The 23,471-nt window shown below is 69.5% G+C and carries 26 protein-coding genes; 5 read left to right on the top strand and 21 right to left on the bottom strand.

Going from position 1 to position 23,471, the window contains the following annotated elements; translation table 11 throughout:
• Positions 1-25: 25 nt before the first annotated feature.
• The 21 genes from ACJ8AT_RS10405 to ACJ8AT_RS10305 form a co-directional block, all read right to left on the bottom strand.
• Positions 26-1,999 carry a HEAT repeat domain-containing protein gene (locus ACJ8AT_RS10405; RefSeq protein ID WP_407737510.1) on the bottom strand — a complete coding sequence of 658 codons (1,974 nt, stop codon included), beginning with the start codon at positions 1,997-1,999 and terminating at the stop codon, positions 26-28.
• Positions 1,996-2,517, bottom strand: coding sequence for a chemotaxis protein CheW (locus tag ACJ8AT_RS10400; RefSeq protein ID WP_407737509.1), 522 nt, complete (start codon positions 2,515-2,517; stop codon positions 1,996-1,998). The genes ACJ8AT_RS10405 and ACJ8AT_RS10400 overlap by 4 nt, the downstream gene beginning before the upstream one ends.
• A complete protein-coding gene (locus ACJ8AT_RS10395) occupies positions 2,514-3,074 on the bottom strand; it encodes a chemotaxis protein CheW (RefSeq protein ID WP_407737508.1) in 561 nt (186 codons plus the stop codon). Before ACJ8AT_RS10395 ends, ACJ8AT_RS10400 begins: the two co-directional genes overlap by 4 nt.
• A gap of 35 nt (positions 3,075-3,109) precedes the next feature.
• Complete coding sequence (locus ACJ8AT_RS10390) at positions 3,110-5,380, bottom strand: chemotaxis protein CheA (protein ID WP_407737507.1); 2,271 nt, start codon at positions 5,378-5,380, stop codon at positions 3,110-3,112.
• 19 nt (positions 5,381-5,399) lie between these two features.
• Positions 5,400-5,774 (bottom strand): response regulator, encoded by a 375-nt coding sequence (locus ACJ8AT_RS10385; RefSeq protein ID WP_407737506.1) that lies wholly within the window; start codon positions 5,772-5,774, stop codon positions 5,400-5,402.
• 60 nt (positions 5,775-5,834) lie between these two features.
• Positions 5,835-6,320 (bottom strand): M17 family peptidase N-terminal domain-containing protein, encoded by a 486-nt coding sequence (locus ACJ8AT_RS10380; protein WP_407737505.1) that lies wholly within the window; start codon positions 6,318-6,320, stop codon positions 5,835-5,837.
• Positions 6,317-6,742, bottom strand: coding sequence for a transcription antitermination factor NusB (nusB, locus tag ACJ8AT_RS10375; RefSeq protein ID WP_407737504.1), 426 nt, complete (start codon positions 6,740-6,742; stop codon positions 6,317-6,319). Before nusB ends, ACJ8AT_RS10380 begins: the two co-directional genes overlap by 4 nt.
• Positions 6,743-6,744: 2 nt before the next feature.
• Complete coding sequence (gene ribE, locus ACJ8AT_RS10370; RefSeq protein ID WP_407737503.1) at positions 6,745-7,242, bottom strand: 6,7-dimethyl-8-ribityllumazine synthase; 498 nt, start codon at positions 7,240-7,242, stop codon at positions 6,745-6,747.
• 35 nt (positions 7,243-7,277) lie between these two features.
• Positions 7,278-8,468: a 3,4-dihydroxy-2-butanone-4-phosphate synthase gene (gene ribB, locus ACJ8AT_RS10365; RefSeq protein WP_407737502.1), complete on the bottom strand. Its 1,191-nt coding sequence runs from the start codon at positions 8,466-8,468 to the stop codon at positions 7,278-7,280.
• 12 nt (positions 8,469-8,480) lie between these two features.
• Positions 8,481-9,131, bottom strand: a complete 651-nt coding sequence (locus ACJ8AT_RS10360; RefSeq protein ID WP_407737501.1) for a riboflavin synthase — start codon at positions 9,129-9,131, stop codon at positions 8,481-8,483.
• A gap of 23 nt (positions 9,132-9,154) precedes the next feature.
• On the bottom strand, positions 9,155-10,318 hold the full coding sequence (gene ribD / locus ACJ8AT_RS10355; RefSeq protein WP_407737500.1) for a bifunctional diaminohydroxyphosphoribosylaminopyrimidine deaminase/5-amino-6-(5-phosphoribosylamino)uracil reductase RibD: 1,164 nt from the start codon (positions 10,316-10,318) through the stop codon (positions 9,155-9,157).
• Positions 10,315-10,818, bottom strand: coding sequence for a transcriptional regulator NrdR (gene nrdR, locus ACJ8AT_RS10350; protein WP_407737499.1), 504 nt, complete (start codon positions 10,816-10,818; stop codon positions 10,315-10,317). The genes ribD and nrdR overlap by 4 nt, the downstream gene beginning before the upstream one ends.
• Before the next feature lie 18 nt (positions 10,819-10,836).
• Complete coding sequence (glyA, locus tag ACJ8AT_RS10345; RefSeq protein ID WP_407737498.1) at positions 10,837-12,093, bottom strand: serine hydroxymethyltransferase; 1,257 nt, start codon at positions 12,091-12,093, stop codon at positions 10,837-10,839.
• 141 nt (positions 12,094-12,234) lie between these two features.
• Positions 12,235-12,678 (bottom strand): ribose 5-phosphate isomerase B, encoded by a 444-nt coding sequence (rpiB, locus tag ACJ8AT_RS10340; protein WP_407737497.1) that lies wholly within the window; start codon positions 12,676-12,678, stop codon positions 12,235-12,237.
• Positions 12,679-12,705: 27 nt separating this feature from the next.
• Positions 12,706-13,956: a beta-ketoacyl-ACP synthase II gene (fabF, locus tag ACJ8AT_RS10335; protein WP_407737496.1), complete on the bottom strand. Its 1,251-nt coding sequence runs from the start codon at positions 13,954-13,956 to the stop codon at positions 12,706-12,708.
• A gap of 95 nt (positions 13,957-14,051) precedes the next feature.
• Entirely contained in the window at positions 14,052-14,294 is a 243-nt protein-coding gene (gene acpP, locus ACJ8AT_RS10330; protein WP_407737495.1) for an acyl carrier protein, read from the bottom strand.
• A gap of 105 nt (positions 14,295-14,399) precedes the next feature.
• A complete protein-coding gene (gene fabG / locus ACJ8AT_RS10325) occupies positions 14,400-15,149 on the bottom strand; it encodes a 3-oxoacyl-[acyl-carrier-protein] reductase (protein WP_407737494.1) in 750 nt (249 codons plus the stop codon).
• Positions 15,146-16,084, bottom strand: a complete 939-nt coding sequence (fabD, locus tag ACJ8AT_RS10320; RefSeq protein ID WP_407737493.1) for an ACP S-malonyltransferase — start codon at positions 16,082-16,084, stop codon at positions 15,146-15,148. The genes fabG and fabD overlap by 4 nt, the downstream gene beginning before the upstream one ends.
• 32 nt (positions 16,085-16,116) lie before the next feature.
• Entirely contained in the window at positions 16,117-17,100 is a 984-nt protein-coding gene (locus ACJ8AT_RS10315; protein ID WP_407737492.1) for a beta-ketoacyl-ACP synthase III, read from the bottom strand.
• A 602-nt stretch (positions 17,101-17,702) separates the two neighbouring features.
• Entirely contained in the window at positions 17,703-17,885 is a 183-nt protein-coding gene (gene rpmF, locus ACJ8AT_RS10310) for a 50S ribosomal protein L32 (RefSeq protein ID WP_407737491.1), read from the bottom strand.
• A 9-nt stretch (positions 17,886-17,894) separates the two neighbouring features.
• Entirely contained in the window at positions 17,895-18,473 is a 579-nt protein-coding gene (locus ACJ8AT_RS10305) for a YceD family protein (RefSeq protein WP_407737490.1), read from the bottom strand.
• A gap of 225 nt (positions 18,474-18,698) precedes the next feature.
• Between ACJ8AT_RS10305 and ACJ8AT_RS10300 the strand changes: the two genes are divergently transcribed.
• The 5 genes from ACJ8AT_RS10300 (at position 18,699) to ACJ8AT_RS10280 (ending at position 23,246) form a co-directional block, all read left to right on the top strand.
• On the top strand, positions 18,699-19,547 hold the full coding sequence (locus tag ACJ8AT_RS10300; protein WP_407737489.1) for a hypothetical protein: 849 nt from the start codon (positions 18,699-18,701) through the stop codon (positions 19,545-19,547).
• A complete protein-coding gene (locus tag ACJ8AT_RS10295; RefSeq protein ID WP_407737488.1) occupies positions 19,544-20,047 on the top strand; it encodes a hypothetical protein in 504 nt (167 codons plus the stop codon). The genes ACJ8AT_RS10300 and ACJ8AT_RS10295 overlap by 4 nt, the downstream gene beginning before the upstream one ends.
• A 140-nt stretch (positions 20,048-20,187) precedes the next feature.
• Positions 20,188-20,868 carry a response regulator gene (locus ACJ8AT_RS10290; protein WP_407737487.1) on the top strand — a complete coding sequence of 227 codons (681 nt, stop codon included), beginning with the start codon at positions 20,188-20,190 and terminating at the stop codon, positions 20,866-20,868.
• 17 nt (positions 20,869-20,885) lie between these two features.
• Positions 20,886-22,241 carry a sensor histidine kinase gene (locus tag ACJ8AT_RS10285; RefSeq protein ID WP_407737486.1) on the top strand — a complete coding sequence of 452 codons (1,356 nt, stop codon included), beginning with the start codon at positions 20,886-20,888 and terminating at the stop codon, positions 22,239-22,241.
• Positions 22,242-22,253: 12 nt separating this feature from the next.
• Positions 22,254-23,246 carry a metallophosphoesterase family protein gene (locus ACJ8AT_RS10280; protein WP_407737485.1) on the top strand — a complete coding sequence of 331 codons (993 nt, stop codon included), beginning with the start codon at positions 22,254-22,256 and terminating at the stop codon, positions 23,244-23,246.
• The last annotated feature ends 225 nt before the right edge of the window (positions 23,247-23,471 follow it).

Raw genomic sequence — 23,471 nt, 5'->3', positions numbered from 1 at the left:
CGTGGTGACACCTGGGCCCCCATCCTCAGCGCCTCGAGAGGCGCTCCACCGCGTCCGAGAGCGCACGCCGGGCCAGCGCGTCCTGCTCGACCGAGAGCGCGGCCCGTACCGCTTCCAAGCTGTCCCTGCCTCCCGAGTCTCCCAGCACCCGCGCCGCCGTGGCTCGCACATCCCAGCCCGGGTGGCGCAGCAGCTCCACGGCCAGCGACACTCCCTCAGCCGACACCGCGCCGGCCTGGAGCGCGGCCTTCACCACCTCGGCGTCCGGGTGGCGCGTGGCCTCCCGCAGCACCTCCGGGCGCAAGGTGCCAATCCGAGCCAGCGCCCGCACGGCCCGTCCCGCCAGCGCTCCATCCGCGTGGCTCACCAGGGCTTCGAGATCCGGCACTCGCTCCACGGCGCCACACTCGCCCAGCGCATCCACCGCGGCGAGCTGGACGGAGATGTCCTCATCCTGGAGCGCCCGCTTGAGCAGCGCGCCCGCCGAGGAGTCCCCCACCCGCCCCACCGCCCGGGCTCCCGCCGCACGCACCGGAGCGGCCTCGTCCGCGAGCGCCCCGCGCGCCAGCTCCAGCCCCACCGACGGATCCACGTTCATCGCCGCATCCAGCGCCGCCGCGCGCAGCAACGGATCCGCGTCTCGCGCCAGCTTCCTCAGCGTCGGCAGCGCGGCCGTGGCGCCCGTATGAGCGAACGCCGCCACCGCGGCCGGAGAGGGCCTGCGCCCCATCACCTCCTCGAGCGCCTTGAGGACGGCCTCCCGGCAGCCCCCGGAGAGCACCCCGAGCGCCCGCACCGCCGCGCCCGCCAGCGCCGGCTCATCCAGCAGCGCCACCAGCGGGGCGACGGCCTCCGGCGACTGCGTGCGCCCCAGCGCCTTCACCGCCACGGCGCGCAGATCCTCCTCGGCCCACTCGAGCAGGGCGCTCAGCGCGGGCACATAGGAGGGATCCACCATCTCCAGCATCGCCTGGGCGGCCGCGGCCCGCGCCGGCAGGGACAGCTCCGCCATGCGGCCGAGCAGCTCCCGTCCCGCCTCGGCCCCCAGCCGCGACAGCGTGCGGATGACCTCGCGCAGCAGCCGATCCTCGCGCGCCGCCTCCGCCACCGCGATGGCCAGCGAGGGCTCGCGCAGGGCTCCGGCCGCCACCAGCGCTCCGGCGCGGACGGCCATGTCGTCGGACTCGAAGGCCTGGGTCACGAACCCCGCGGCGTCCGGCACCCGCTTGAGCGCCATCCGCGTCTGGGAGTCGAGCTCCGCGCGCAGCGTCCCATCCGCCACGCTGGCCTGCATCCCGAGTGCCCCGAGCGCGGCCTCGCGGATGGAGCGTACCTCCGAGCCCAGCCCCCGGCTGATGAGCTCCGTGGCGGCCACCTGCGGAATGAGCCCCATCACCCGGTAGGCGCTGCGCTGCAACAGGGGCTCCGAGAGCAGCGGCACCACCACGGGCAACGGCGGCGGCCACTGCAGCTGCGCGAGCGCCTCCAGCACGGCCAGCCGCAGCAGGGGCTCCGGCTCTTTGAGCAAACCCTCCAGTGCCCGAGCCGCCGTGTCGGAGCCCACGCGCCCCAGCGCCTCCACGGCGGAGACGCGGACGTTGAGATCCTCATCCGACAGCACCGCGATCAGCGCGCTCTCCGCCGTCCGCCGGCCGAGCTGACCGAGGATGTCCGCGGCGAACTTCCGTTGATCCGGATCGGCGTGATCCAACAGCCGGATCAGCGGCGCCACCGAGACGTCTCCCAGCCCCACCAGCGCCTCGGCCGCCGCGTTGCGCGCGCCCGTCTCTCCCCGCTCGCCCAGCACGGAGACGAGCCGGCGAGCCACCTCGGCCAGGGACGGGAGCCGCCGCAGGCACTCGATCGCGGCCCGGCGCACGCGCCAGCTCTCATCGTGAAGCCCGGCGACGAGCGCCTCGAGCGTCTCCGGGCCAGCGGGCTCCAGCGCCATCAGGGCCTGGTAGCGCTCCTCCTCTTCGAGAGCGGTCCCGGGAGTCACGTCGCACCTCCCGTCCGCTTCGACTCGCGCTCCACTTCCGCGCGCAGCAGCGTCTTGATGTCCAGCAGCAGCCGCGGGCGCTCCATGGTCCCGCACACACCCACGACGAACGGGGCCCGGCCGGGAGACAGCAGCGCGGGCGCGGGCTTGATCTCGCTGCGGCGCACCCGCACCACCTCGCTCACCCGGTCCACCCGGAGCGCCAGCCGCCGCCGGCCCAGCAGGCACACGAGCAGCCGCGTCTTCGGAGAAGGCGGCGCCTCCGTGGTCATCAGCCGCTCGCGCAGGTCCACCACCGGCAGCAGGGCCCCGCGCAGGTGCAGCATGCCCTCCACGAAGGAGGGAGCCCGGGGTACGGGGATGACGCGCTGGGGCGGCAGGATCTCCTCCACCCGCATGATGTCGATGACGTACTCCTCGCGGCCCACGGCGAAGCAGCAGAGCTGAACGAGGGGATCTCGAGTCGCCGAGTCCTCGGTGCGGGGCCGGCGCGGCAGCAGGCTCAGGGGCTCTCTCATGCGAGCGCCTGCTGGAGATCGATGAGAATGTAGAGCTGCGAGCTGCGCCGCCCGATGCCCACCACACAGTCGCGCTCGCCGCCGAGCCCGGAGGGAGCCGACTCGAGCATGGAGGGCTTCAGGCGGACCACGTCCCGCACCGCGTCCACCCACACGCCCGCGGGCCCCTCCTCCGTGTGCGCCACGAGGATGCGCGCCTCGCGCGGAGGCGGCGGGGCATCCGGGCCCGCCACCAGGGAGGGCGCGTCGGTCAGCCTCAACCGCAGCTTGAGATCGTACACGGGGATGACGTCGCCCCGCAGGTTCATCACGCCCAGCAGGTTGGGCGCCGCGCGGGGGATCTCGGTCAGCGGCGGCACCTTGCCGATCTCCCGGATGGAGGCGATGGGCACGGCATAGCACTCGCCCTCCAGGAGGAAGGCCAGGTACTCCTCGGGCGTCTCCTCCGGGGTGGGCGACAGCATCTCGTCGCTGCCGGCCGCGAACTCCAGCAGGCCGCCAACGTCCTCGTCCGGACGGTAGAAGAAGTCTTCGAGCAGTTCGGCGAAGCGCGACACGGGCGGCCCAAGGATAGCGGCCCTCCCCGCCGTCGTCATGCCCGGCGACGCTCGGGTGCCATCCCCTCCTCGAGCAATTCTGCGACATCCAGAACGAGCACGGTTCTCCGGTTTCCCAGGTCCGTGGCGCCGGAGATGCCCTTCACCGCCTGGAGCCGCCCTCCCAGGGGCTTGGTGACGATGTCCTGCTGGCCGAACAGCTCGTCCACGGCGATGCCCATCCGCTCCTGGGCCAGCCCTACCACCACCACGAAGTGCCGGCCCGTGTTGCGCTCGGGCAGGCCGAACAGCCGCGCCAGCCGGGCGAAGGCCAGCGTCTGCCCGCGCAAGTCCAGCACCTCGCGCCGCTCCACCGTGCGGATGTCCTTGGGCTGCACCGAGAGGATCTCCAGCACGCTGTTGAGCGGCACCGCGTAGGTGCGCCCGCTCACTCCCACCACCAGCGCCCGGATGATGGCCAGCGTCAGCGGCAGCGTGAGCTGGAACGCCGTGCCCCGCCCGCGCTCGCTCCACACGTCGATCAGGCCGGACAGGTTGCTGATGTTGTTCTTCACCACGTCCAGGCCCACGCCCCGGCCCGACAGCTCGGAGACGTTCCGGGCCGTGGAGAAGCCCGGCAGGAAGATGAGGTTGAGCAGCTCGCGCCGGCTCATCTCGTTGGCCTGCGCCTCGGTGATGAGGCCCCTCTGCACGGCCACCTCCCGCACGCGGTGCTCGTCGATGCCCGCCCCGTCGTCGCTCACCTCGATGACGACGTGGTTGCCCTTCTGCTCGGCCCGCAGCGACACGACGGCGCGCCGCGCCTTGCCCGCCGCCACCCGGACGTTGGGGGCCTCCACGCCGTGATCCAGCGCGTTGCGGATGATGTGCATCAGCGGATCGCTCAGCTCCTCGACGATGAGCTTGTCCAGCTCCACCTCGCCGCCGCTGCTGAGGAAGTCGATCTCCTTGCCGGCCTCGCGGGCGATGCGGCGCACCAGCCGCGCCAGCTTGTCGAACACCTGGCCCACCGGGACCATGCGCGCCTCGAGCAGCCCGCTCTGGAGCGCGTCCAGCTTGCGCTCCAGCTGCCGCGTCTCCCGAGCCAGCTCCTGGACCCAGCTCTTGGAGATGACCAGCGTGCCCTCCTGCCGGGCGGCCTCGGCCATGCGCTGGAGGTTGGCCTTGATGAGCAGCAGCTCGCCCACCGTGTTCATCAGCCCATCGAGCCGGTGGATGTCCACGCGCACCGTCTGCGTCAGCGAGCGCAGCGACGTGTCGAAGTCCACCTTCGGGGCCTTGGAGCCGGTGTCGATCGGAGGCGGCGTGAGCACCGGCCCGGGCGCTGCCTGGGTGCGCACAAGAGGTGGCGCTGGGGGAGGCGGAGGAACTTCCTCCTCGGGCTCCGGAGGCGGAGGCGTCTTGGCCGCCTTGCCCTTCCTGGAGCCCGAGCGGCGAGTGGAAGCGCGCGGCTCCGAGGGCGCAGCGGCTTGCGAGGCCGCCTCCGGGGTGGCGGAGGGTGCCGGTGCGACCAAGGCCGCCGCGCGAGTCACGGCCAGCGCCGAGCCCCTGCCCGGAGGACGCACCCCAAGCTGGGCGAGCTGCGCGGGAGTGCCCTCGAGGGCCGCGGCCAGCTCCATGCCCGGCACCTTCGAGCCGAAGATGAGATCGAACGCGATGCCATTGGCGCTGCTGGGCTGGGACGAGGGCAGCGTGCTGATGATCTCGCCCACGGGCTTGAGGCGGGCATTGAGCTCCGCGAGCCCCTTGTCGAAGTCGGACAGATCAAAGTCGGCGCGCACCCGCCACATCGCCACGCCCCGGCGGACGTTCTCGCGGAGCCGGTGCTCCTCGTACTCGGTGAAGACGGCCCGGACCTGGGCATCCAGCTCCAGCCGGTCGAGCGGATCCTCCTCGCCCGGGGCCGAGGGCAGGCCCAGGCGGGTGAAGCGCTCGATGAGCCCCTCCACCCGCGCGGACTGCGTGGACGAGGACTCCCCGCGCGAGGCATCCACGAGCAGGGCCTGGAGGATATCCAGCGACTCGACGAGGCTGTCGAGCACCGAGTCGTCCAGCACCAGCTTGCCCAGCCGCAGCCGGTCCAGCAGGTCCTCCATGCCGTGGGCCATCCGGGCGATGCGGTCCTGCCCGAACAGCCCCGCCAGCCCCTTGAGCGAGTGCGCGGCGCGGAAGATGCCGTTGATGAGCTCCGGATCCACCTCCTGCCCGCGGCGCTCGTCGAGCGTGAGCAGATCCCGGTTCAGCGTGTCGAGGATCTCCGTCGCCTCGGCGACGAACTCGGCCAGGGCTTTGCCTCCGGGGTTCACTGCGGCAGCGCTCTCTGGCTCATGCCAGCTTGAGGTAGCGCCGCAGCAGCCCTTCCAGGCTCTTCGGCTCGAATGGCTTGACCAGGTACTCCGCCGCCCCGAGCGCCATGCCGCGATCCCGGTCCTGCTCGCGCCCCTCGGTGGTGATGATGAAGAGCGGCGTGTCGCGGTAGTTCGGGTTCTTCTTGACGAAGTTGATCAGCTCCAGCCCGTTGATGTCGGGCATGTTGATGTCGGTGATGATCAGATCGAAGCGGTGGCGGGGCAGCAGCTTGAGCGCCTCGAAGCCGCTGGCGGTCGTAAAGGCCTCGACGCCGGGAACGGCCTCCACCGTCGCGGCGATGTACTCGCGCGAGGCTCTGGAGTCCTCCACGATCAGGACCTTGAATCCCATGGACCGCGAAATGTTAGCAGAAGCCCGCCGGGTGGGAGAGTCCCCGACCACCGGAAGTCTTCATTTGCGCACTGGGAGCAGCTTCGCCAGCGCCTTGTCGGCCAGGACGGTGACGCGCTTTCCCTTGAAGGCGGGGAGGAAGTGCTTCTGGAGGGCCTCGGCCTGGGCCGCCTCGTCCAGCCGGCCGCCCGAGGGGAGCTCCAGGGCCACGGACTCCACCTTGGCCTTGTCGAGCACCTGGGCGGCGGAGGCCAGGGCCTTGCCCAGCGAGCCCGCGTCCAGGTTCTTCCGGGCCCCCAGCCCCACCGCGAAGATGCGGGGGATGGGGATCCGCCCGTCCGAGGGCAGCAGCAGCCAGTCATCCTTCACGCCGGTGAAGAACCCCTGCTTGAGCACGCGCGAGAGCGCTCCGGACAGCCGCCAGTCCACATAGCCGGCGGTGCCGGGCAGGGGGCGGTCGTCCTCGGCGACGAAGAGGCAGAGCGCGTCCACCCCCGCCAGGGCATCCAGGCCTTCCAGGCCAATATCGTAGGTAGTCAGGCTCACGGCTTACCGAGGGCCACCGCGACGCGGTCGAGCAGGCCGTTGACGAAGGCGCTGGACTCCTCCGTGCCGAAGTTCTTGCCCAGCTCCACGGCCTCGTTGATGGAAACCTTCTTGGGGATGTCCGGGCGGTACTTCAGCTCGAAGACGCCCAGGCGCAGCACGTTCCGGTCGATCCGGGACATGCGATCCAGCCGCCAGTTGTGGCTGTGCTTTTCGATCAGCTGATCAATCTCGGACTGGTGCGCCTGGACGCCCTCGACGAGCTCCTGGGCGAACTTGACGGCGTCCGGGTCCGGCTTGCCCTCCTCGGCGGAGGCGGCCCACGCGGAGTCGAGCGCCTCGGAGGCCGAGGAGCCCTCGGCCATCTCCAACTGGTAGAGCGCCTGCAGCGCGCGCTCGCGCCCGGTTCTGCGAGCCCCCATGGCTACCCCCTCTTTCCTTCCGCCATCTTCGCGTAGAGGTTGACCATCTCCAGACAGGCCATGGCCGCCTCGGCGCCCTTGTTGCCGGCCTTCACCCCCGCGCGATCAATGGCCTGCTCCACCGTGTCACACGTGAGCACGCCGAAGGTGACGGACACGGGCTTGGACATCGCCGCGGCGCTGAAGGCCACCGAGCCGATGCCCTTGGAGCACTCGCCCGCCACATAGTCGAAGTGGGGCGTGCCGCCGCGGATGACGGCGCCCAGGGTGACGACGCCCACGTAGCCCTGAGACTCCGTGACACGCCGTGTCAGGCCGGGCAGCTCATAGGTGCCGGGGCAGCGGTAGACGTCAATGTCCGAGTCCGCCACGCCGTGGCGCACCAGCGAGTCCACCGCGCCCTTGACGAGCTCCTCGGTGATGAACGCGTTGAAGCGGGCCACGCAGATGGCAAAGCGGCCCTTGGGGGGCAGGAAGTCACCTTCGATGTAGCGAGGCATGAGAGCTTCCTACACCAGCGGCCTGCCCCGCGTCTTCACGACTTGTCACGCCGACGGCGGGGAGTGCGCGCCGCCACCCTCCGCTGGGGCTCCCCGAGGGCCAGGGGGATCTGCTCCACCACCTCCAGGCCGTAGCTCTCCAGGCCCACGATCTTCTTGGGGTTGTTGGTGAGCAGGCGCAGGCGGGACAGGCCCAGATCCTGGAGGATCTGCGCTCCGACGCCGAACTCGCGCAGGCGCGTCTGGTCCGGCTTGCCCTGGACGACTTCCTCGTTGGACATGTGGGTGCACTGCAGCCGGTACTTCGCCGGGACGTCCTTCTGGAGATAGACGATGACGCCCCGCCCGGCGGCCTGGATCTGCTGGAAGGCCTGTTCGAACTGGGTACCGCACTCGCACTGGCCGCTGCCCAACAGATCGCCCATGAGGCAGGCCCGGTGGACGCGGGTGAGCACGGGCTCCTTGCCGCGAAGGTCCCCCTTCACCAGCGCCACGTGCACGGCGGAGTCCACCTCGCTGCCGAAGGTGTACGCCTGGAAGGTGCCCGCGCCCCGGCGCTCGATGGTGGACGTGGCGATGCGCTTGACCAACCGCTCGCGCTCCAGCCGGTAGCGGATGATGTCCGCCACCGAGAGCAGCACCAGCTTGTGCTTCCGGGCGAACTTCACCAGGTCCGGCCTGCGGGCCATGGTGCCATCGGGCTTCATGATCTCGCAGATGACGCCGGACGGGGTGAGCCCGGCCATGCGAGCCAGATCCACGCTGCCCTCGGTCTGCCCGGTGCGCACCAGGACGCCGCCCTCCCGGGCGCGCAGAGGGAAGATGTGGCCTGGGCGCACCAGGTCTCCCGGCTTGGCGTTGGGAGCCACCGCCGCCAGGACGGTGCGAGCCCGGTCCGCCGCGGAGATGCCAGTGGTGACGCCTCGCGCCGCCTCGATGGAGACGGTGAAGGCTGTTTGGAAGGGCGAGGTGTTGTCCTGCACCATCAGCGGCAGGTTCAGCCGGCGGATGCGGTCCTCGGTGAGGGACAGGCAGATGAGGCCGCGCCCGTGGGTGGCCATGAAGTTGATGGCCTCGGGCGTCACCTTCTCGGCGGCCATGACGAGATCGCCCTCGTTCTCGCGATCCTCGTCATCGGTGAGGATGACCATGCGCCCCTTGCGGATCTCCGCGAGCGCCCGCTCCACCAGCCCGATGACGTCCGTTCCCTTCGTGCCGCTCGCCATGATGTCGCTCTCCTAGCCTTTCACCCCGAAGCCAGCCGCCCGGAGCGCCTCTTCGGTGAGCCCGCTGCCTGGGCCCTGGCGCAGCGAGAACAGCCGCGCCACGTACTTGCCAATCATGTCCGCTTCCAGGTTCACCCGCGAGCCCACGCCCTTGGCTCGCAGCGTGGTGCGCGCCTGCGTCTCCGGAATGAGCTGCACGGTGAACCGGTCCGGGAGCACCGCGTTGACGGTGAGGCTGATGCCATCCACCGCCACCGAGCCCTTCTCGATGAAGTAGGGCGCCAGCTCCGGCGGCAGGCGGAAGGCCATCACCCACGAGCCGCCCTCGGGGCGCGTCTCCAGCACCTCGCTCACCGCGTCCACGTGGCCCGCGACCAGGTGCCCGCCGAGCCGATCGCCCAGCGCCATCGCTCGCTCCAGGTTCACCTTGGAGCCCGGTCGCAGCTCGCCCAGGGTGGTGCGGCGGAGCGTCTCCGGAGCGGCCTGGACCTTGAAGGTGTCTCCGCCGCGCTCCACCACGGTGAGGCAGGCGCCCTCCACGGCGATGGACTCGCCCAGGGCGAAGCTGGCCGCCCCGAGCGCCGTGCGGATCCACAAGTCCGTCATCCCACCTGGGACGACACGGTCGACCACACCCACATCTTGAACGAGACCGGTGAACATCGGCGGGGCTTATAACGAATTCTTCAGAGCCGTGCCTGAAGGAGCAGATCCTCTCCGAGCCGCTCGAAGGTGACGTTCTTCAACGCCAGGGCGTCGGACATCAACTTCACCCCGAGCTCGCCCGACCAGGAGAGCCCCTGGCTGCCCACGAGCTTGGGAGCCAGGAACAGGGCCAGCTCGTCGGCCAGCCGCTCGCGGAGGAAAGAGCCGTACAGCTCCGCGCCGCCCTCCACGAGGACGTGGTTGAGCCCCTGCTGGGCAATGCGGGCCAAAAGGGCCTTGAGATCCACCCGGCCGCGCTTCTCGCGCACCTGCCATACCTCGACGCCCTGCTCGGTGAAGCGGCGCGCCTTGCGGCCCTCGGGAGCTTCCAGCGTGGCCAGCACGGTCTTCGCCTTGGAGCGCTGGGTGAAGACGGTGTGCTTGGGCTTGAGGCTCAGGTGCGAGTCCACCACCACGCGCACCGCATCCCGGCCTCCGCCGCCCGGCAGCCGCGTGGTGAGCTGGGGATCATCCAGGCGCACCGTGTTGGCGCCCACGAGGATGACGTCCACCCGGTTGCGCAGCTGGTGCACCCACGCGCGGGCCGGCTCGCCCGTGACCCAGCGCGAGTCCCCGGTGGCCGTGGCCAGCTTGCCATCCAGCGTCACCGCCGCCTTGAGCGTGACGTAGGGCATCCCCGTGCCAATGGCCTTGAAGAAGGCCCGGTTGAGCCAATCCGCCTCTTGCTCGAGGACGCCGGTGAGCACCTCCACGCCGTGGCGCCGCAGCTTGGCGATGCCCTTGCCGTTCACCTTCGGGTTCGGATCCCACGAGGCGCTGATCACCCGGCGAACCCCGGCCTCCAGAATGGCCAGGGTACACGGCGGCGTGCGCCCATAGTGGTTGCAGGGCTCGAGCGTCGTGTAGAGATCCGCGCCTCGCGCTCGAGGCCCCGCGGCCCTCAGCGCCATCACCTCGGCGTGCGCCTGGCCCGCCGGCTGGGTGAAGCCGCGAGCGATGATGCGCCCACCCTTCACCAGCACCGCGCCGACTGCTGGGTTGGGACTGGTGCGGCCCAGGCCCTTGGTCGCCTCCTCCAGCGCGATGCGCATGAAGAACTCGGCCACGGCGCGATCGAAGTCCGCCGCGCGCTTCGCCCGCGGAGCCCTGCTGGCCTTCAGCCGTGCCCGCGTCAACAGCCTCATGACGGCTGGCCACCCTTGCCCGGCTGTGGCTTGGGCCGGCCCTCCTTGGACTGGTCGGCCAGCTCGCGCAGCTCGTTCATGAACTCGGCGATGTCTCGGAAGCTCCGGTACACCGAGGCGAAGCGCACATAGGCCACCTCGTCCAGCGTCCGCAGCTGCCGCATCACCTCTTCGCCGATGACCTTGGAGGGCACCTCCTTCTCGCCCATGCCCTGCAGCATCCGCTCGATGGTCTCGACGGTGTGCTCGATCTGGTCCGCCGACACGGGCCGCTTCTCGCAGGCCTTCTTCAGCCCGCTGACGATCTTGTCCCGGTCGAACGCCTCGCGCCGGCCGTCCTTCTTGACGATGAGCGGGTAGAGCTCCTCCACTCGCTCGTACGTGGTGAAGCGGCGCTTGCACTCCAGACACTCGCGGCGCCGGCGGATCACCGAGCCCTCATGCGACTCGCGCGAGTCGATGACCTTGTTCTCGGTGTCCTGGCAGAAGGGGCAGCGCATCGGGAGCGGAGCGGCAGGTTACTTCAGGCGCGAGGCGTACAGCGGGAAGGACTTCGTCAGCTCCTTCACCTTGCCACGGATGCGCGTCAGGTGCGCCTCGTCCGAGGCATGATCCAGCGCCTCGCCGATGAGCTGGCCGACGATGGCCATGTCCGCTTCCTTCATCCCGCGGGTGGTGATGGCGGGGGTGCCCACGCGGACGCCGGAGGTGGTGGCCGGCTTCTCCGGATCGAACGGGATCATGTTCTTGTTCACGGTGATGCCGGCCTTGCCAAGCACGTCCTCGGCCACCTTGCCGGTGAGCTTCTTGGGCCGCAGGTCCACCAGCATCAGGTGGTTGTCCGTGCCGCCCGAGCACAGCCGCAGGCCCGCCTTCTGGAGCGCCTCGGCCAGCGCCTTGGCGTTGGCGACGATCTGCCGCTGGTAGGCCTTGAACTCGGGGCTGAGCGCCTCCTTGAAGGCCACCGCCTTGGCGGCGATCACGTGCATCAGCGGACCGCCCTGGATGCCCGGGAAGATCTGGCTGTTGACCGACTTGCCGAAGGGCTCCTTGCACAGCACCAGGCCGCCGCGAGGCCCACGGAGCGTCTTGTGCGTGGTGGAGGTGACGAACTCGGCCACCGGCACCGGAGAGGGGTGCACGCCCGCGGCCACCAGGCCGGCGATGTGCGCCATGTCCACCATCATCGCCGCGCCCACGCTGTCGGCGATCTCGCGGAACTTGCCGAAGTCGAGCGTGCGCGGGTAGGCGCTGGCGCCCACGACGATGACCTTGGGCTTGTGCTCCTTGGCCAGCGCGGACACCTGGGCGAAGTCGATCGTCTCCGTGTCGCGGGTAAGCCCGTAGTGGACCACCTTGTAGAGCTTGCCGGAGAAGTTGAAGGACGCGCCGTGGGTGAGGTGGCCGCCCGAGTTGAGATCCAACGACAGCATCGTGTCGCCGGGCTTCATCAGGGCCATGTACGCGGCCATGTTGGCCTGGCTGCCCGAGTGCGCCTGGACGTTGGCCACCTCGGCGCCGAACAGCTCCTTGACGCGGTTGATGGCCAGGGTCTCGGCCACGTCGACGAACTCGCAGCCGCCGTAGTAGCGCTTGCCGGGATAGCCCTCGGCGTACTTGTTGGTGAGCGTCGAGCCCAGGGCCGTCAGCACCGCGGGGCTGACGAAGTTCTCCGAGGCGATCAGCTCGAGCCCCTCCTCCTGGCGCTCCGTCTCCTGATGGATGACCTGGGCGATCTCGGGATCGACCTCGGCGAGCGTGCGGGTGTTCTCCATGATTCCCCTCGGAAGGTTGGGTGCTGCGGGAGGCCCCCAGCCGGGAGGCGCTCGGCCGAAGACTGGACCGCCGGCCGGTGCCGGGACAAGCAATACGAGCGGGCCCGAGGTGGAAAAATCCCCTCGCCGCTCAAGCAAGCCTCATCGCTCTGATTCGGCCTCGCGGATCATCTGGACGCGGCGCGCGTGCTTGCCGCCCGCGAACGGCGTGGCCAGGAAGGCCTCGAGGATGCCCTTGGCCACCCCGGCGCCCAGCACCCGCTGCCCCAGGCAGAGGATGTTGGCGTCGTTGTGCTCGCGGGCCATGCGGGCCTCGAACTCGGTGCTGCACAGGGCGGCGCGGATGCCCCGGTACTTGTTGGCGACGATGCTCATGCCAATGCCCGTGCCGCACACGAGCACCCCGAGGGTGTACTCGCCCGCGGCCACGGCGCGGGCCACCTTCTTGGCGAAGTCCGGGTAGTCCACGGACTCGCTCGTGGTGGGGCCCACGTCCTGGAACGAGACGCCCTTCTCCTGCAGGAGGCCCACCAGGGCCTGGCGCAGCTCGAGGCCCGCGTGGTCGGACGCGAGGATGATCTTCACGCGGGGCTCCTCCCGGACAGCGCGGTGCTACTTGAAGCGGCGGAACAGCAGCACCGCGTTGGTGCCACCGAAGCCGAACGAGTTGCTCATCACCGCGTCGACGCGGACCTCGCGAGGCTGGTTCGGGACGTAGTCCAGATCGCACTCCGGATCGGGCGTGGTGTGGTTGATCGTCGGAGGCAGCACGCCGCGCAGCAGCGCCAGCACGCTCACCACCGCCTCGGCGCCACCGGCCGCGCCCAGCATGTGCCCGGTCATCGACTTGGTGGACGAGACGGCCACCTTCCGCGCGTGATCGCCGAACACGGCCTTGATGGCCTTGGACTCGTTGGCGTCATTGTACGGAGTGGAGGTGCCGTGGGCGTTGATGTAGCCCACCGCGTCCGGGTTCATCTGCGCGGAGGCCAGGGCCAGGCGCATGCAGCGGGCCGCGCCCTCGCCCTCGGGGGCCGGGGCGGTGACGTGGTTGGCGTCCGAGTTGGCCGCGTAGCCCACCAGCTCCGCCAGGATGTTGGCGCCGCGCTTCTTCGCGTGCTCCAGCTCCTCGAGGATGATGATGCCGGCGCCCTCGCCCATCACGAAGCCATCCCGGTCCTTGTCGAACGGGCGGCTGGCGGTGGGATCGTTCCGGGTGGACAGCGCCTTCATCACCGAGAAGCCACCCATGCCCAGCGGGGTGATGGCGGCCTCGGCGCCGCCGGCGATGACCGCGTCACACTCGCCCAGCCGGATGGACTTCCACGCCTCGCCAATGGCGTGAGCGCTGGTGGCGCAGGCGGACACCGGGGACCAGTTGGGGCCCTTGGCGCCGTACCGGATGGAGATCAACCCGGGCGCCATGTTGATGATCATCTGGATGATGAAGAAGGGCGAGAGCCGATCAAAGCCCTTCTCCAGGCCCTTCTTGTGCTGCTCCTCGAGCGAGGAGATGCCACCGATGCCCGAGCCGACGATGACGCCGACACGCTCCTGCTGGTAGCCGTGCGGCTTGTCCGTGCCGATGGGCAGGCCGCTCTCCCGCATGGCCATCTCCGAGGCGGCCACCGCGTACTGGGCGAACAGATCCATCCGGCGCACTTCGCGCTTGTCGATGAACTGCTCGGGCTGAAAGTCCTTCACCTCGCCCGCCACCCGCGTGTCGAGCTTGGCCAGCTCGAAGCGCGTGATGGTATCGATCCCAGACTTGCCGGCGAGCATCGCCTGCCAGCTCTTCTCGGTGCCGGTGCCCAGTGCCGTGATCAATCCGGTACCTGTGACGACGACTCGACGGTTTGACACGATCCTCTCCAACGGGTGCGCGGCCACGGAATGTACGCGGCCACGGAACGCTTGCGACCAGCGTCCCTCCGGCCCGGCCGCGCTTGCTACCTGACTTACTTCTTGTGGCTGTTGATGTAATTGATGGCGTCGCCGACGGTCTTGATGTTCTCGGCCTCTTCGTCGGGAATCTCGACCTCGAACTCCTCTTCCATCGCCATTACGAGCTCCACGATGTCGAGGCTGTCGGCGCCAAGATCCTCGATGAACGAGGACTCAGGCTTGATCTCGTCCTCACCCACGCCGAGCTGGTCGGCGATGATGGACTTGACCTTGGTTTCGATGGCTGACGTCGACATAAGTGATGAACCCTCCAGGGAACCATGTGGGGACCCACCATACTCCCGGGTCCGGTCAAAGGCGGGCGCGGTATATCCCACGCCCGGCAGCAATCCAACCTTGGGCTACATGTACATGCCGCCATTCACCTTCAGAACTTCTCCGGTGATGTAGGTAGCCGCATCGCTGGCCAGGAATACCACGGCAGAGGCGACTTCCTCCGGGGTGCCCAAGCGAGCCATGGGGATGTTCTCCAGCATCTTTTTACGCAGCTCGTCGTTGAGGCTGGCCGTCATGTCGGTGTCGATGAAGCCCGGGGAGACGGCGTTGACGCGGATGTTGCGGCTGGACAGCTCCTTGGCCACCGACTTGGTCAGGCCGACGAGGCCCGCCTTGGAAGCAGAGTAGGCGGCCTGGCCCCCGTTGCCAGACTCGGCCACGATGGAGGTGAGGTTGATGATGGCCCCGCCCCGCTGCTTCATCATCGGGCGGCTGGCGGCGCGGATGAGCGCGAAGGCGCCCTTGAGGTTGGTGTCCAGCTGCTTGTCCCAGTCCTCGTCCTTCACACGCATGACCAGGCCGTCCACGGCCACGCCCGCGTTGTTGACGAGCACGTCCAGCCGGCCATGCGTCTTGACGATGTTCTCCACTGCGGCGGCGCACGCGGCGGTGTCCGCCACGTCGAACTTCATCGCCTCGGCCTTGGCGCCCGCCCCCTGGACGAGCTTGACCGACTCCTGGGCCGCCACCTCGTTGCCGGCGTAGTTGATGACGACCACGGCCGCGCCCGCCTTGGCGAACGCCACCGCGCACGCCCGGCCGATGCCGCGCGAGCCGCCCGTCACCAGCACCACCTTGTCCTTGAACCCGTTCATGCTACCCCCAGAGCCGCCAGCGCCTTGTCGAGGCTGGCGGAGTCCTCCACGTTGAACGTCTCGATGTCCTTGCTGATGCGCTTGACGAGCCCGGCCAGCACCTTGCCCGGCCCCAGTTCGATGATGCGCGTCACGCCCTCGGCCTTGAGGGCCTCCACACACTCGAGCCAGCGCACCGGGGCGCTGACCTGCTCCAGCAGCAGGGGCACCACGCGCGAGGCGTCGCTGTTGGGTCTGGCCTCCACGTTGGTCACCACCGGCATGCGGGGCGCGGACACCTTCACCTTGCCGAGCACCTCGGCCAGCCGCGGCTTCACCGGATCCATCAGCGCGCAGTGGAAGGGCGCGGACACGGGCAGGGGCATGACGCGCTTGGCGCCGGCCTCCTTGAGCTTGGCCTCGGCGCGAGCCACCGCGGAGGCGTGCCCGGCGATGACCGTCTGCTCCGGCGAGTTGTAGTTGGCGGGGGCCAGCACCTCGCCCTGGGCCGCCGCGTCACAGGCGGCCTTCACCTTGTCGGGCTCCAGGCCCAGCACGGCCGCCATGGCGCCGACGCCTGCGGGAACGGCCTCCTGCATGAAGGTGCCACGCGCGCGCACGGCCCGAGCGGCATCCGCGAGCGGGAACGCACCCGCGGCCACCAGCGCCGAGTACTCCCCGAGCGAGTGCCCCGCGACGAACGCAGGCGCCGGCACACGCTTGGAGACGATGGCGTGCACGGCCAGGGACACGGTGAGGATGGCCGGCTGGGTATTGGCGGTGAGCTTGAGCGCGTCCTCGGGCCCCTCGAAGCAGAGGGTGGACAGCTTCTCGCCGAGCGCATCATCCACCGCCTCGAAGACGGCGCGAGCCTCGGGGAACTTCTCGAACAGGTCCTTCCCCATGCCGACCTTCTGGCTGCCCTGCCCGGGGAAGACGAATGCGATCTTCGACATGTGTACTCACTCCCTCCCTGACTGCCCCACTGCTACCACCGTACCACCGCGCTGCCCCACGTCATGCCAGCCCCCACGGCCATCATGGCGATGAGGTCTCCGCGCTTGAGCTTCCCGGCGCGGTTGACTTCGTCCAACGCGATCGGCACCGAGGCGGCCGAGGTGTTGCCGTATTTGTCCAGGTTGATCCAGCACTTCTCGATGGGAATCTCGACGCGCTGGAGCACGGCCTCGAGGATGCGCAGGTTGGCCTGGTGCGCGATGACGTGGTCCACCTGGTTCGGCTTGAGCCCGTGGGCCTGCAGCGCCTCGTGGGTGATGGCCGTGAGCTCGCGCACGGCGGTCTTGAAGACCTCGCGCCCGTTCATGGACACCTTGTGGCGCTGCTCGCGGAGGATCTCCTCGGTCAGCGGCTCCTTGGAACCGCCCGCGGGGATGGTGAGGATGTCGGCCAGGGTGCCGTCCGTGCGCAGCCGGGTGGAGAGGATGCCGCGGCCCTCCTCCTCGGCGGGCGCGAGCACCATGGCTCCGGCCCCATCTCCGAAGAGGACGCAGGTGTTGCGGTCCTTCCAATTCAGCACACTGGTGAACAGGTCCGCGCCGATGACGAGCGCCCGCTTCGCCTGGCCGGTGCGCATGAACTGGTCCGCGACCGACAGGGCGTAGACCGAGCCCGCGCACGCGGCGGCCACGTCGAAGGCGAAGGCCTTCTTGGCGCCCAGCTTGGCCTGCACGAGCACCGCGCAGGAGGGCATGGGCATGTCCGGCGTGATGGTGCCGACGACGATGAGATCCAACTCCTCGGGACGGGTGCCGGCCATCTCCAATGCCTTCCGAGCGGCGGCGACCGCCATGTCGCTCGTCGCCTCTCCGGGCGCGGCTTTGCGGCGCTCGCGAATCCCCGTGCGCTCGGTGATCCAAGCATCGGAGGTATCGACGATCTTTTCGAGGTCTCGATTGGTGAGGACTTGGGCGGGCGCGTAGGAACCCGTTCCGATGATCTGCGCGAGGGGCACGTGGTACTCCCGGAGTGTCGTCGGAACACAACGCTTGAGGGCGGGCTCTCTAATCGGAAAAAGCGTGGGCTGTCGCCCTTTTTCCTCGCCGCCAAGCGGGCAGCCAGACTGCGGCGCGGGCAATGCAGCGCGTCACCGAACGAGCAGGAGGCAGCATCCGCCATCCGGGTGGGCTTCTGGGGGCACGCCATCCCAACCGGTCTGACAGCCAGACAGCTTTGGCCAGAGTGCACCCGAGGGGAGCCTCATCCGATGCAGGTCATCAGTGAGCCGAGGGAGAGCGGGACGGCCGGCGCGGGAGGACCCGTCCGCTGACGGGGGGCCCCGCGCCGAGACGAGGGACCCGCGACCTGCGTTCCCAAGACTGTGTCACCGCCGAGCCCCGTGCACACGCGTGCCCATCTCGGACGAGCTCGGAGCCCATCCGACGCGGGGAGTCCGCTGTTGTCCCTCTCCACCCGGCCCGCACGCGCAACACATGCCCACGAGCACCCTTCGTGCTCCGGGTCCATGCGCGCGAAACGGTACGCCGCCCTCGACTGTAAAGACGGGGGCGCAATCGCCGCCCACCGCATCGAGGACGAGCCGGGCCAGCGCCTCAGCTATTCGGTGGCGATGACTTCTCTACCGCCATAGGTGCCGCAAGCGGCGCAGGCGCGGTGCGGCAGCACCGGCTCCTTGCACTTGGGGCACTTGATGACCTGCACGGCAGAGCGCAGGTTGTTGTTGGCCGCGCGACGGCGATCCCGGCGCATCTTCGAAGTCCGCTTCTTGGGAACTCCCACGACTCACCTCTAGTTCAGCTTGATGTTCATCAGCGGCGCGAGCCGAGGGTCGATGACCTTCTGCTCGCAGCCACACTGCTTCTCATTGAGGTTCTGGCCGCACTGCGCACAGAGCCCCTTGCAGTCCTCACGGCAGACCGCGTTCATCGGGAGGGCGAGCAATACCTGCTCACGCACGATCGGATCCAGATCGATCGTCTTCCCATTGAAAACTTCCTCGTCCGCGTCCTCCAGCTCGAAGGACCCGGCCGTCTCGCCCTGCTCCCGGTCCTCCGCCTCCCCATCCTCGGTGTCATCGCCCCGCAGGAGCGACTCGGGCACCAGGTTGAGGGTGAAGGACACGGGCACATCCAGCGTCACGTCCACCAGGCACCGCTTGCACGGGGCCGCCACGTGGGCCGTGAAGTTGCCCTGCACGAGCACCCCACCGCTCACCTTCCGAAGGGAAGCGTGGAGCGTCGAGGGCCGGGTCGCCCGGAAGCCGGTGTTCTGGCCGCTTCCTCCCAGCACCTCTTGGAGCAGCTCGAGAGCGATGGGCTCATCGAGCTTCAGCCCCGTCTCTTGAATTTGTTCAATCTTTACGACCATCTACAAGGCTTCCAGGCAAAAGGGCGCGCAACATAGTGGGGGGATCCCCAAAAGTCAACGCGCCGCTGTTCACGAAAACCACGGAGATTTCACCCTCCCGTCACCCGTGGGGGATCCTCCTTCCGTGGATCCCTTCAATAACGCTCTGGTACGGTCCGTGTAATGCACGGTTGGCGGCTTCGTGTGGTGGTCAGCATTCTGGTAGGCGGGCTCCTGAGCCCTGCCTTGGCGTTGGCTCGGCCGGCCTTCCCCGGGCCACTGCTCTTCCAGCTCGGGCCGACGAACGCGGAGATCTCCCGCGCCCAGGAGCAGATCGAACAAGGCGACTTCGAGGAGGCGGTGAAGACCCTCCAGGCGGGCCTGGATGCGCCCGACGTCACGGACGATCAGCTGGTGGAGCTCTACCGCCTGCTCGGCCTGGCCTCCTTGTACCTGGGCGATGAGGCGCGGGCCCGCGAGGCCTACGAGCGGCTGCTCCAGGCCCGGCCGGACTTCGAGCTGCCGCGCAACGCGCCTCCGAAGCTCCGCCAGCTCTACGCGCGCATCAAGGAGGACATCAAGAGCCGGCGCGTCCGGCCGGTGACGCTCCTGGTGGACCCCATCCCGGATCCCACCGGCGGCGAGCCGGTGCAGGTGGACGCGCGCATCGAGAACATGGCGCTGGGAGCCAAGGCGAAGCTCTTCTTCCGGCGCGCGGGGGACGAGGCGTACAACTCGGTGGACCTCGTGCGCGCTCGGGGAACCAAGGACCGCTACCAGGCCACCCTGCCCGCCTACGAGCTGCCCTCCGAGGCCAACCCCTACGAGGTGGAGTACTACTTCGAGGTCGCCGACGCGGCCCAGCGCCGGCTGGCTGGCCGAGGCGACTCCTTCCACCCGCTCATCTTCCAGGTGATGCCGCGGCAGGCCGCGGGCCAGTCCGCGGAGGCCAGCAACGGGCGCCCCTGGTACAAGAGCCCCTGGCTCTGGGTCGGCGTGGGCGCGGTGGTCGTCGGAGGCACCGCCGCGGGTGTCGCCCTCGCCTCGTCCCCGGATCGCGGCCACGTCCCCGTCACCATCCGCGTCAACCCATGAACCCGCGCCCGTTCGCCCTCGCCCTGCTGGCCCTCCCGCTCACCCTTGGCTGCGGCGGAGCGCCCTCCTCCAACACGGCCTTCTTCGGGCTGGACCTGGTCGTGGACAAGGCCGTGACAGACCAGCTGGGCGCCTTTCAGATTGTCGTGCTCCCGAACGGCAAGCAGTACGACTGCACGGAGGTCCAGAAGACCTGCCTGCGGCAACAGGTGAAGCCGAGCGACCCGCTGGTGCTGAGCGACGGCAAGGGCTTCGAGGGCCGCGCGCTGCACTTCCCCGTGAACCTGAGCGGCACCGGCACCACCTCGCAGGATGTCAGCATCGAGGTGCCCGTGGGCCGGGACTACGCGCTGGTCATCGAGGCGCTCTCCAATGACGCCCCGCCTCGCTTCCTGGGCAGCTCCTGCAACTACCTGCCGGAGGTCAGCGCGAGCCAGAACAACCCGGTCATCGCCGCCCCCATGACGCTGACCCCCGTGGACTGCAACCCCACCTTCTGACCCTTCGACGGCTGGCTCCCAGGCATTCAACGGAGCGGGCCAGGGGGCACGGTGTGTTCACACCGCTGTCACAGAGGGATCTGCTACTGGTGCGGCGCCACGGGGCCGTCACGCGGCTCCCCACCGGAGGCAGGGAAGTCATGGCGCGCATCCTGATCATCGAGGACGAACAGGACCTCGCTGGGCTCGTCGAGTACAACCTCCGCGCCGCGGGGTTCGAGACGGAGACGGCGAACACCGGCGCGGGCGGGCTGGCCAAGGCGCGCGCCCGGATGCCGGAGCTGGTGCTATTGGATCTGATGCTTCCGGACGTGGCCGGCAGCGAGGTGCTCCGGATGCTCAAGAGCGACTCGGAGCTGCGCAAGGTGCCGGTGGTCATCGTCAGCGCCAAGGGCCAGGAGTCCGACCGCATCCAGGGCCTGGAGGCGGGGGCGGACGACTACGTGGTGAAGCCCTTCTCCGTCCGCGAGCTGATGCTCCGGGTCAAGGCGGTGCTGCGGCGCTCGGACGCGGAGGAGGGGCCTGCTCCGCAGCTCAGCACCGGGGACATCCAGCTCGACACCTCGCGCCACCAGGTCCGCGTCAAGGGCGAGGAGGCCGTCCTCACCGCGCTGGAGTTCCGCCTGCTGCGCACGCTGATGGAGCGCGGCGGCCGGGTGCAGACGCGAGAGGTCCTCCTGTCGGACGTCTGGGGCATCCAGGCGGAGATCCACACCCGCACCGTGGACACCCACATCAAGCGCCTGCGCGAGAAGCTGGGGCCCGCGGGCGACATCATCGAGACGATCCGAGGCGTGGGCTACAAGCTCAACTCGCCCTGAATCCGCTCGGCCCGCCCATGCGCGACATCTTCCTCCCGCTCCTGCTGCCCGCGACCGTCGTCCTGGTGGTGCTGATGGTCCTGGGCACGCCGGGCACCGTCCTCGTCGCGGCGCTGATCACGATGGCGGGCTTCGTGATGGCCATCATCGCCAGCCGGGACAGCGTGCAGCGGCAGCTCCAACTGCTGGCGCGCCGGACCCGGGGCCGCGCCGAGGGCACTCCCGCCCTGCCCTCCTCCTCTGAGGACGACACGCTGGAGGAGGTGGCGAACCTCGCGGGCGCCATCGACTCGCTGCACGCTCAGCTCAACAGCCAGAACGCCCAGCTCACCCAGGAGGCGCGCACCCTCACCGCCGTGCTGGACGGCATGATCGAGGGCATCTGGGTCACGGACGCCGAGGGCACCGTCGTGCGCCACAACGACGCCTTGCGAGAGATGCTCCAGCCGGGCAGCGCGGGCATCACCGGCCAGCGCCCGCTGGCGCTCATCCGCAACGAGGAGCTCAACGACGCCGTGATGCGCGCCTGCCGCGAGGGGAGCTCCTCGCGCCTGGAGCTCACGCTAGAGGGACTGTTCCCGCGCACGCTGGCCATCCGCGTGACGCCGCTGGGGAAGGATCTCCCGGGCAGCGCCGCCGTCTTCCACGACGTGACGGAGCTGCGGCGGCTGGAGAAGGTCCGCAAGGACTTCGTGGCCAACGTCTCCCACGAGCTGCGCACGCCCATCACCGCCATCCGAGGCTACGCGGAGACCCTCCAGAGCGGCGCGCTGAAGGACGCGGAGATGGCGCCCAAGATGGTGGAGATCATCCACCGCCAATCCGAGCGCCTCTCCGAGCTCGTCGAGGATCTGCTCGAGCTGTCCCGGCTGGAGTCCCGCGAGGTGCAGCTGAAGATCGCCAACGTCCCCCTGGCGGTGGCGGCGTCCCGGGCGGCCGAGACGGTCAAGCCCAAGGCGGCGGGCAAGAACATCCACGTGGAGCTGCAGCTCCCCCCCACCCTGGTGGCGCGCGGAGACGAGCGAGCGGTCGAGCAGGTACTCCTCAACCTGCTCGATAACGCCGTGAAGTACACCCCTGCGGGCGGCCGGGTGGACGTCTTCGGCACATTGGAGGAGGGGCGCTGCGTGGTACGGGTGAAGGACACGGGCGTGGGGATTGAGCCCAAGCACCTGTCTCGTATCTTCGAGCGCTTCTACCGGGTGGACAAAGGTCGCAGCCGGGACATGGGCGGCACGGGGCTAGGGCTGTCCATCGTCAAGCACCTGCTCGGCGCCATGGAGGGCGAGGTGAAGGTCGAGAGCCAGCCCAATGTAGGCAGCGTGTTCGTCATTTTTCTGCCCGTGGCTACCGCCAAGGCCGCATCCGGGTAGGATACGGCCACGATGCGGGTCGCGATCCTCGCGGACATTCACGGCAATCTGCCCGCCTGCGAGGCAGTCCTCGAGGACATCGAGAGGATGGCGCCCGACTACATCGTCGCGGCGGGAGATCTCGCGCTGCGCGGCGCCCACCCTCGCGAGACGGTGGAGCTGCTGGCCGACAAGTGCGACGCGTTGCTGATGGGCAACACGGACTGCTACCTCGCGGGCAACTACCTGGGCGGCGCCTACCGGGAGCGGGACCACTGGAAGACGGAGCTGCTGCGCTGGACGCGGGATCAGCTCGGCGAGGCCCACCTCAAGATGCTGGGCGCCATGCCCTTCTCGGTCCGCTACACGCCGCGCAAGGGGCAGGATCTGTTCATCTGCCACGCGAACCCGAAGAACCTCGAGGAGTCGCTGGACCCCACGCTGGACGAGCTCTCCGTGCGCCGCTTCTTCATGCACCTGGACGCGGCGGCGTGCGCCTTCGGGCACCTGCACTTCCCCTACCGCCGCCGCGTGGGCCGGATGATCATCGCGGACGTGGCCAGCGCGGGCATTCCCCGGGACGGGGATCTGCGCCCGGCCTACGGCATCTTCACGTACACGCCCAAGGGCTGGCGCGTGCAGATCCGCCGGGTGCGCTACCCGGTGCGCAAGGCCACCCAGGCGCTCACGGCTCGCAAGGTGCCTGGCGGCCCCATCCTCATCCACAAGCTGGTGGAGGCACGCTACCGCCATCACCACGCGCTGCTGGAGGCCGCGCGCCGTCACTCGGGCCTGCCGCCTCCGGGGCCCGTGCTGCGCCCGCCTCCGGGTGCGCCGCCGCGGCCCGCGCCCGCCGAGCTGCCCGTGGCCGAGGAGCTCCCCGTGCCCCGAGACGAGGTCGAGGCCGCCGCCCTGCGCCAGGAGGCGGTGGATCCATCCGATATCGGTCACGCGCAGGCCACGGCGCTGGCCTCGGAGCCGGCGCTGGCTTCGCAGCTGGACTCCGTGAGCGATCTGGACGGCTGACACCCAGGCGTGGCTTGCCTCTGTCCGCGGCGCGGGATTAGGAGGCCGCCTCCATGCCTGTGCACTCCCTTCCGTTGATGCTCGTCCGCCACGCCGTGGCCGAGGATGAGCACCCGATGCGCTCAAGCCCGCGGATTCCGAGGTCCCCGTTCGTCACGCACTTGTTGCCCGTGTGTCACGCCAAAGCAAACGGGAGCGGCCAGATTGCACCGCCATGTCTCACGT

It is taken from the genome of Hyalangium sp., assembly GCF_045802625.1.
Classification (GTDB): Bacteria; Myxococcota; Myxococcia; order Myxococcales; family Myxococcaceae; genus Hyalangium.
The sequence above is the reverse complement of the archived record's forward strand: the minus strand, read 5'-3'. Positions and strand labels throughout refer to the sequence as shown.

Bases quoted from the DNA above. Each gene is read 5' to 3' on its own strand.
- ACJ8AT_RS10385 (WP_407737506.1), bottom strand. From the start codon at position 5,774: ATGGGATTCAAGGTCCTGATCGTGGAGGACTCCAGAGCCTCGCGCGAG.
- fabG (WP_407737494.1), bottom strand. From the start codon at position 15,149: ATGAACGGGTTCAAGGACAAGGTGGTGCTGGTGACGGGCGGCTCGCGC.
- ACJ8AT_RS10400 (WP_407737509.1), bottom strand. From the start codon at position 2,517: ATGAGAGAGCCCCTGAGCCTGCTGCCGCGCCGGCCCCGCACCGAGGAC.
- fabD (WP_407737493.1), bottom strand. From the start codon at position 16,084: ATGTCGAAGATCGCATTCGTCTTCCCCGGGCAGGGCAGCCAGAAGGTC.
- ACJ8AT_RS10305 (WP_407737490.1), bottom strand. From the start codon at position 18,473: ATGGTCGTAAAGATTGAACAAATTCAAGAGACGGGGCTGAAGCTCGAT.
- ribD (WP_407737500.1), bottom strand. From the start codon at position 10,318: ATGAGGCTGTTGACGCGGGCACGGCTGAAGGCCAGCAGGGCTCCGCGG.
- ACJ8AT_RS10360 (WP_407737501.1), bottom strand. From the start codon at position 9,131: ATGTTCACCGGTCTCGTTCAAGATGTGGGTGTGGTCGACCGTGTCGTC.
- ACJ8AT_RS10280 (WP_407737485.1), top strand. From the start codon at position 22,254: ATGCGGGTCGCGATCCTCGCGGACATTCACGGCAATCTGCCCGCCTGC.
- ribB (WP_407737502.1), bottom strand. From the start codon at position 8,468: ATGGCGAGCGGCACGAAGGGAACGGACGTCATCGGGCTGGTGGAGCGG.
- ACJ8AT_RS10285 (WP_407737486.1), top strand. From the start codon at position 20,886: ATGCGCGACATCTTCCTCCCGCTCCTGCTGCCCGCGACCGTCGTCCTG.
- nrdR (WP_407737499.1), bottom strand. From the start codon at position 10,818: ATGCGCTGCCCCTTCTGCCAGGACACCGAGAACAAGGTCATCGACTCG.
- ACJ8AT_RS10290 (WP_407737487.1), top strand. From the start codon at position 20,188: ATGGCGCGCATCCTGATCATCGAGGACGAACAGGACCTCGCTGGGCTC.
- ribE (WP_407737503.1), bottom strand. From the start codon at position 7,242: ATGCCTCGCTACATCGAAGGTGACTTCCTGCCCCCCAAGGGCCGCTTT.
- glyA (WP_407737498.1), bottom strand. From the start codon at position 12,093: ATGGAGAACACCCGCACGCTCGCCGAGGTCGATCCCGAGATCGCCCAG.
- ACJ8AT_RS10295 (WP_407737488.1), top strand. From the start codon at position 19,544: ATGAACCCGCGCCCGTTCGCCCTCGCCCTGCTGGCCCTCCCGCTCACC.
- nusB (WP_407737504.1), bottom strand. From the start codon at position 6,742: ATGGGGGCTCGCAGAACCGGGCGCGAGCGCGCGCTGCAGGCGCTCTAC.
- acpP (WP_407737495.1), bottom strand. From the start codon at position 14,294: ATGTCGACGTCAGCCATCGAAACCAAGGTCAAGTCCATCATCGCCGAC.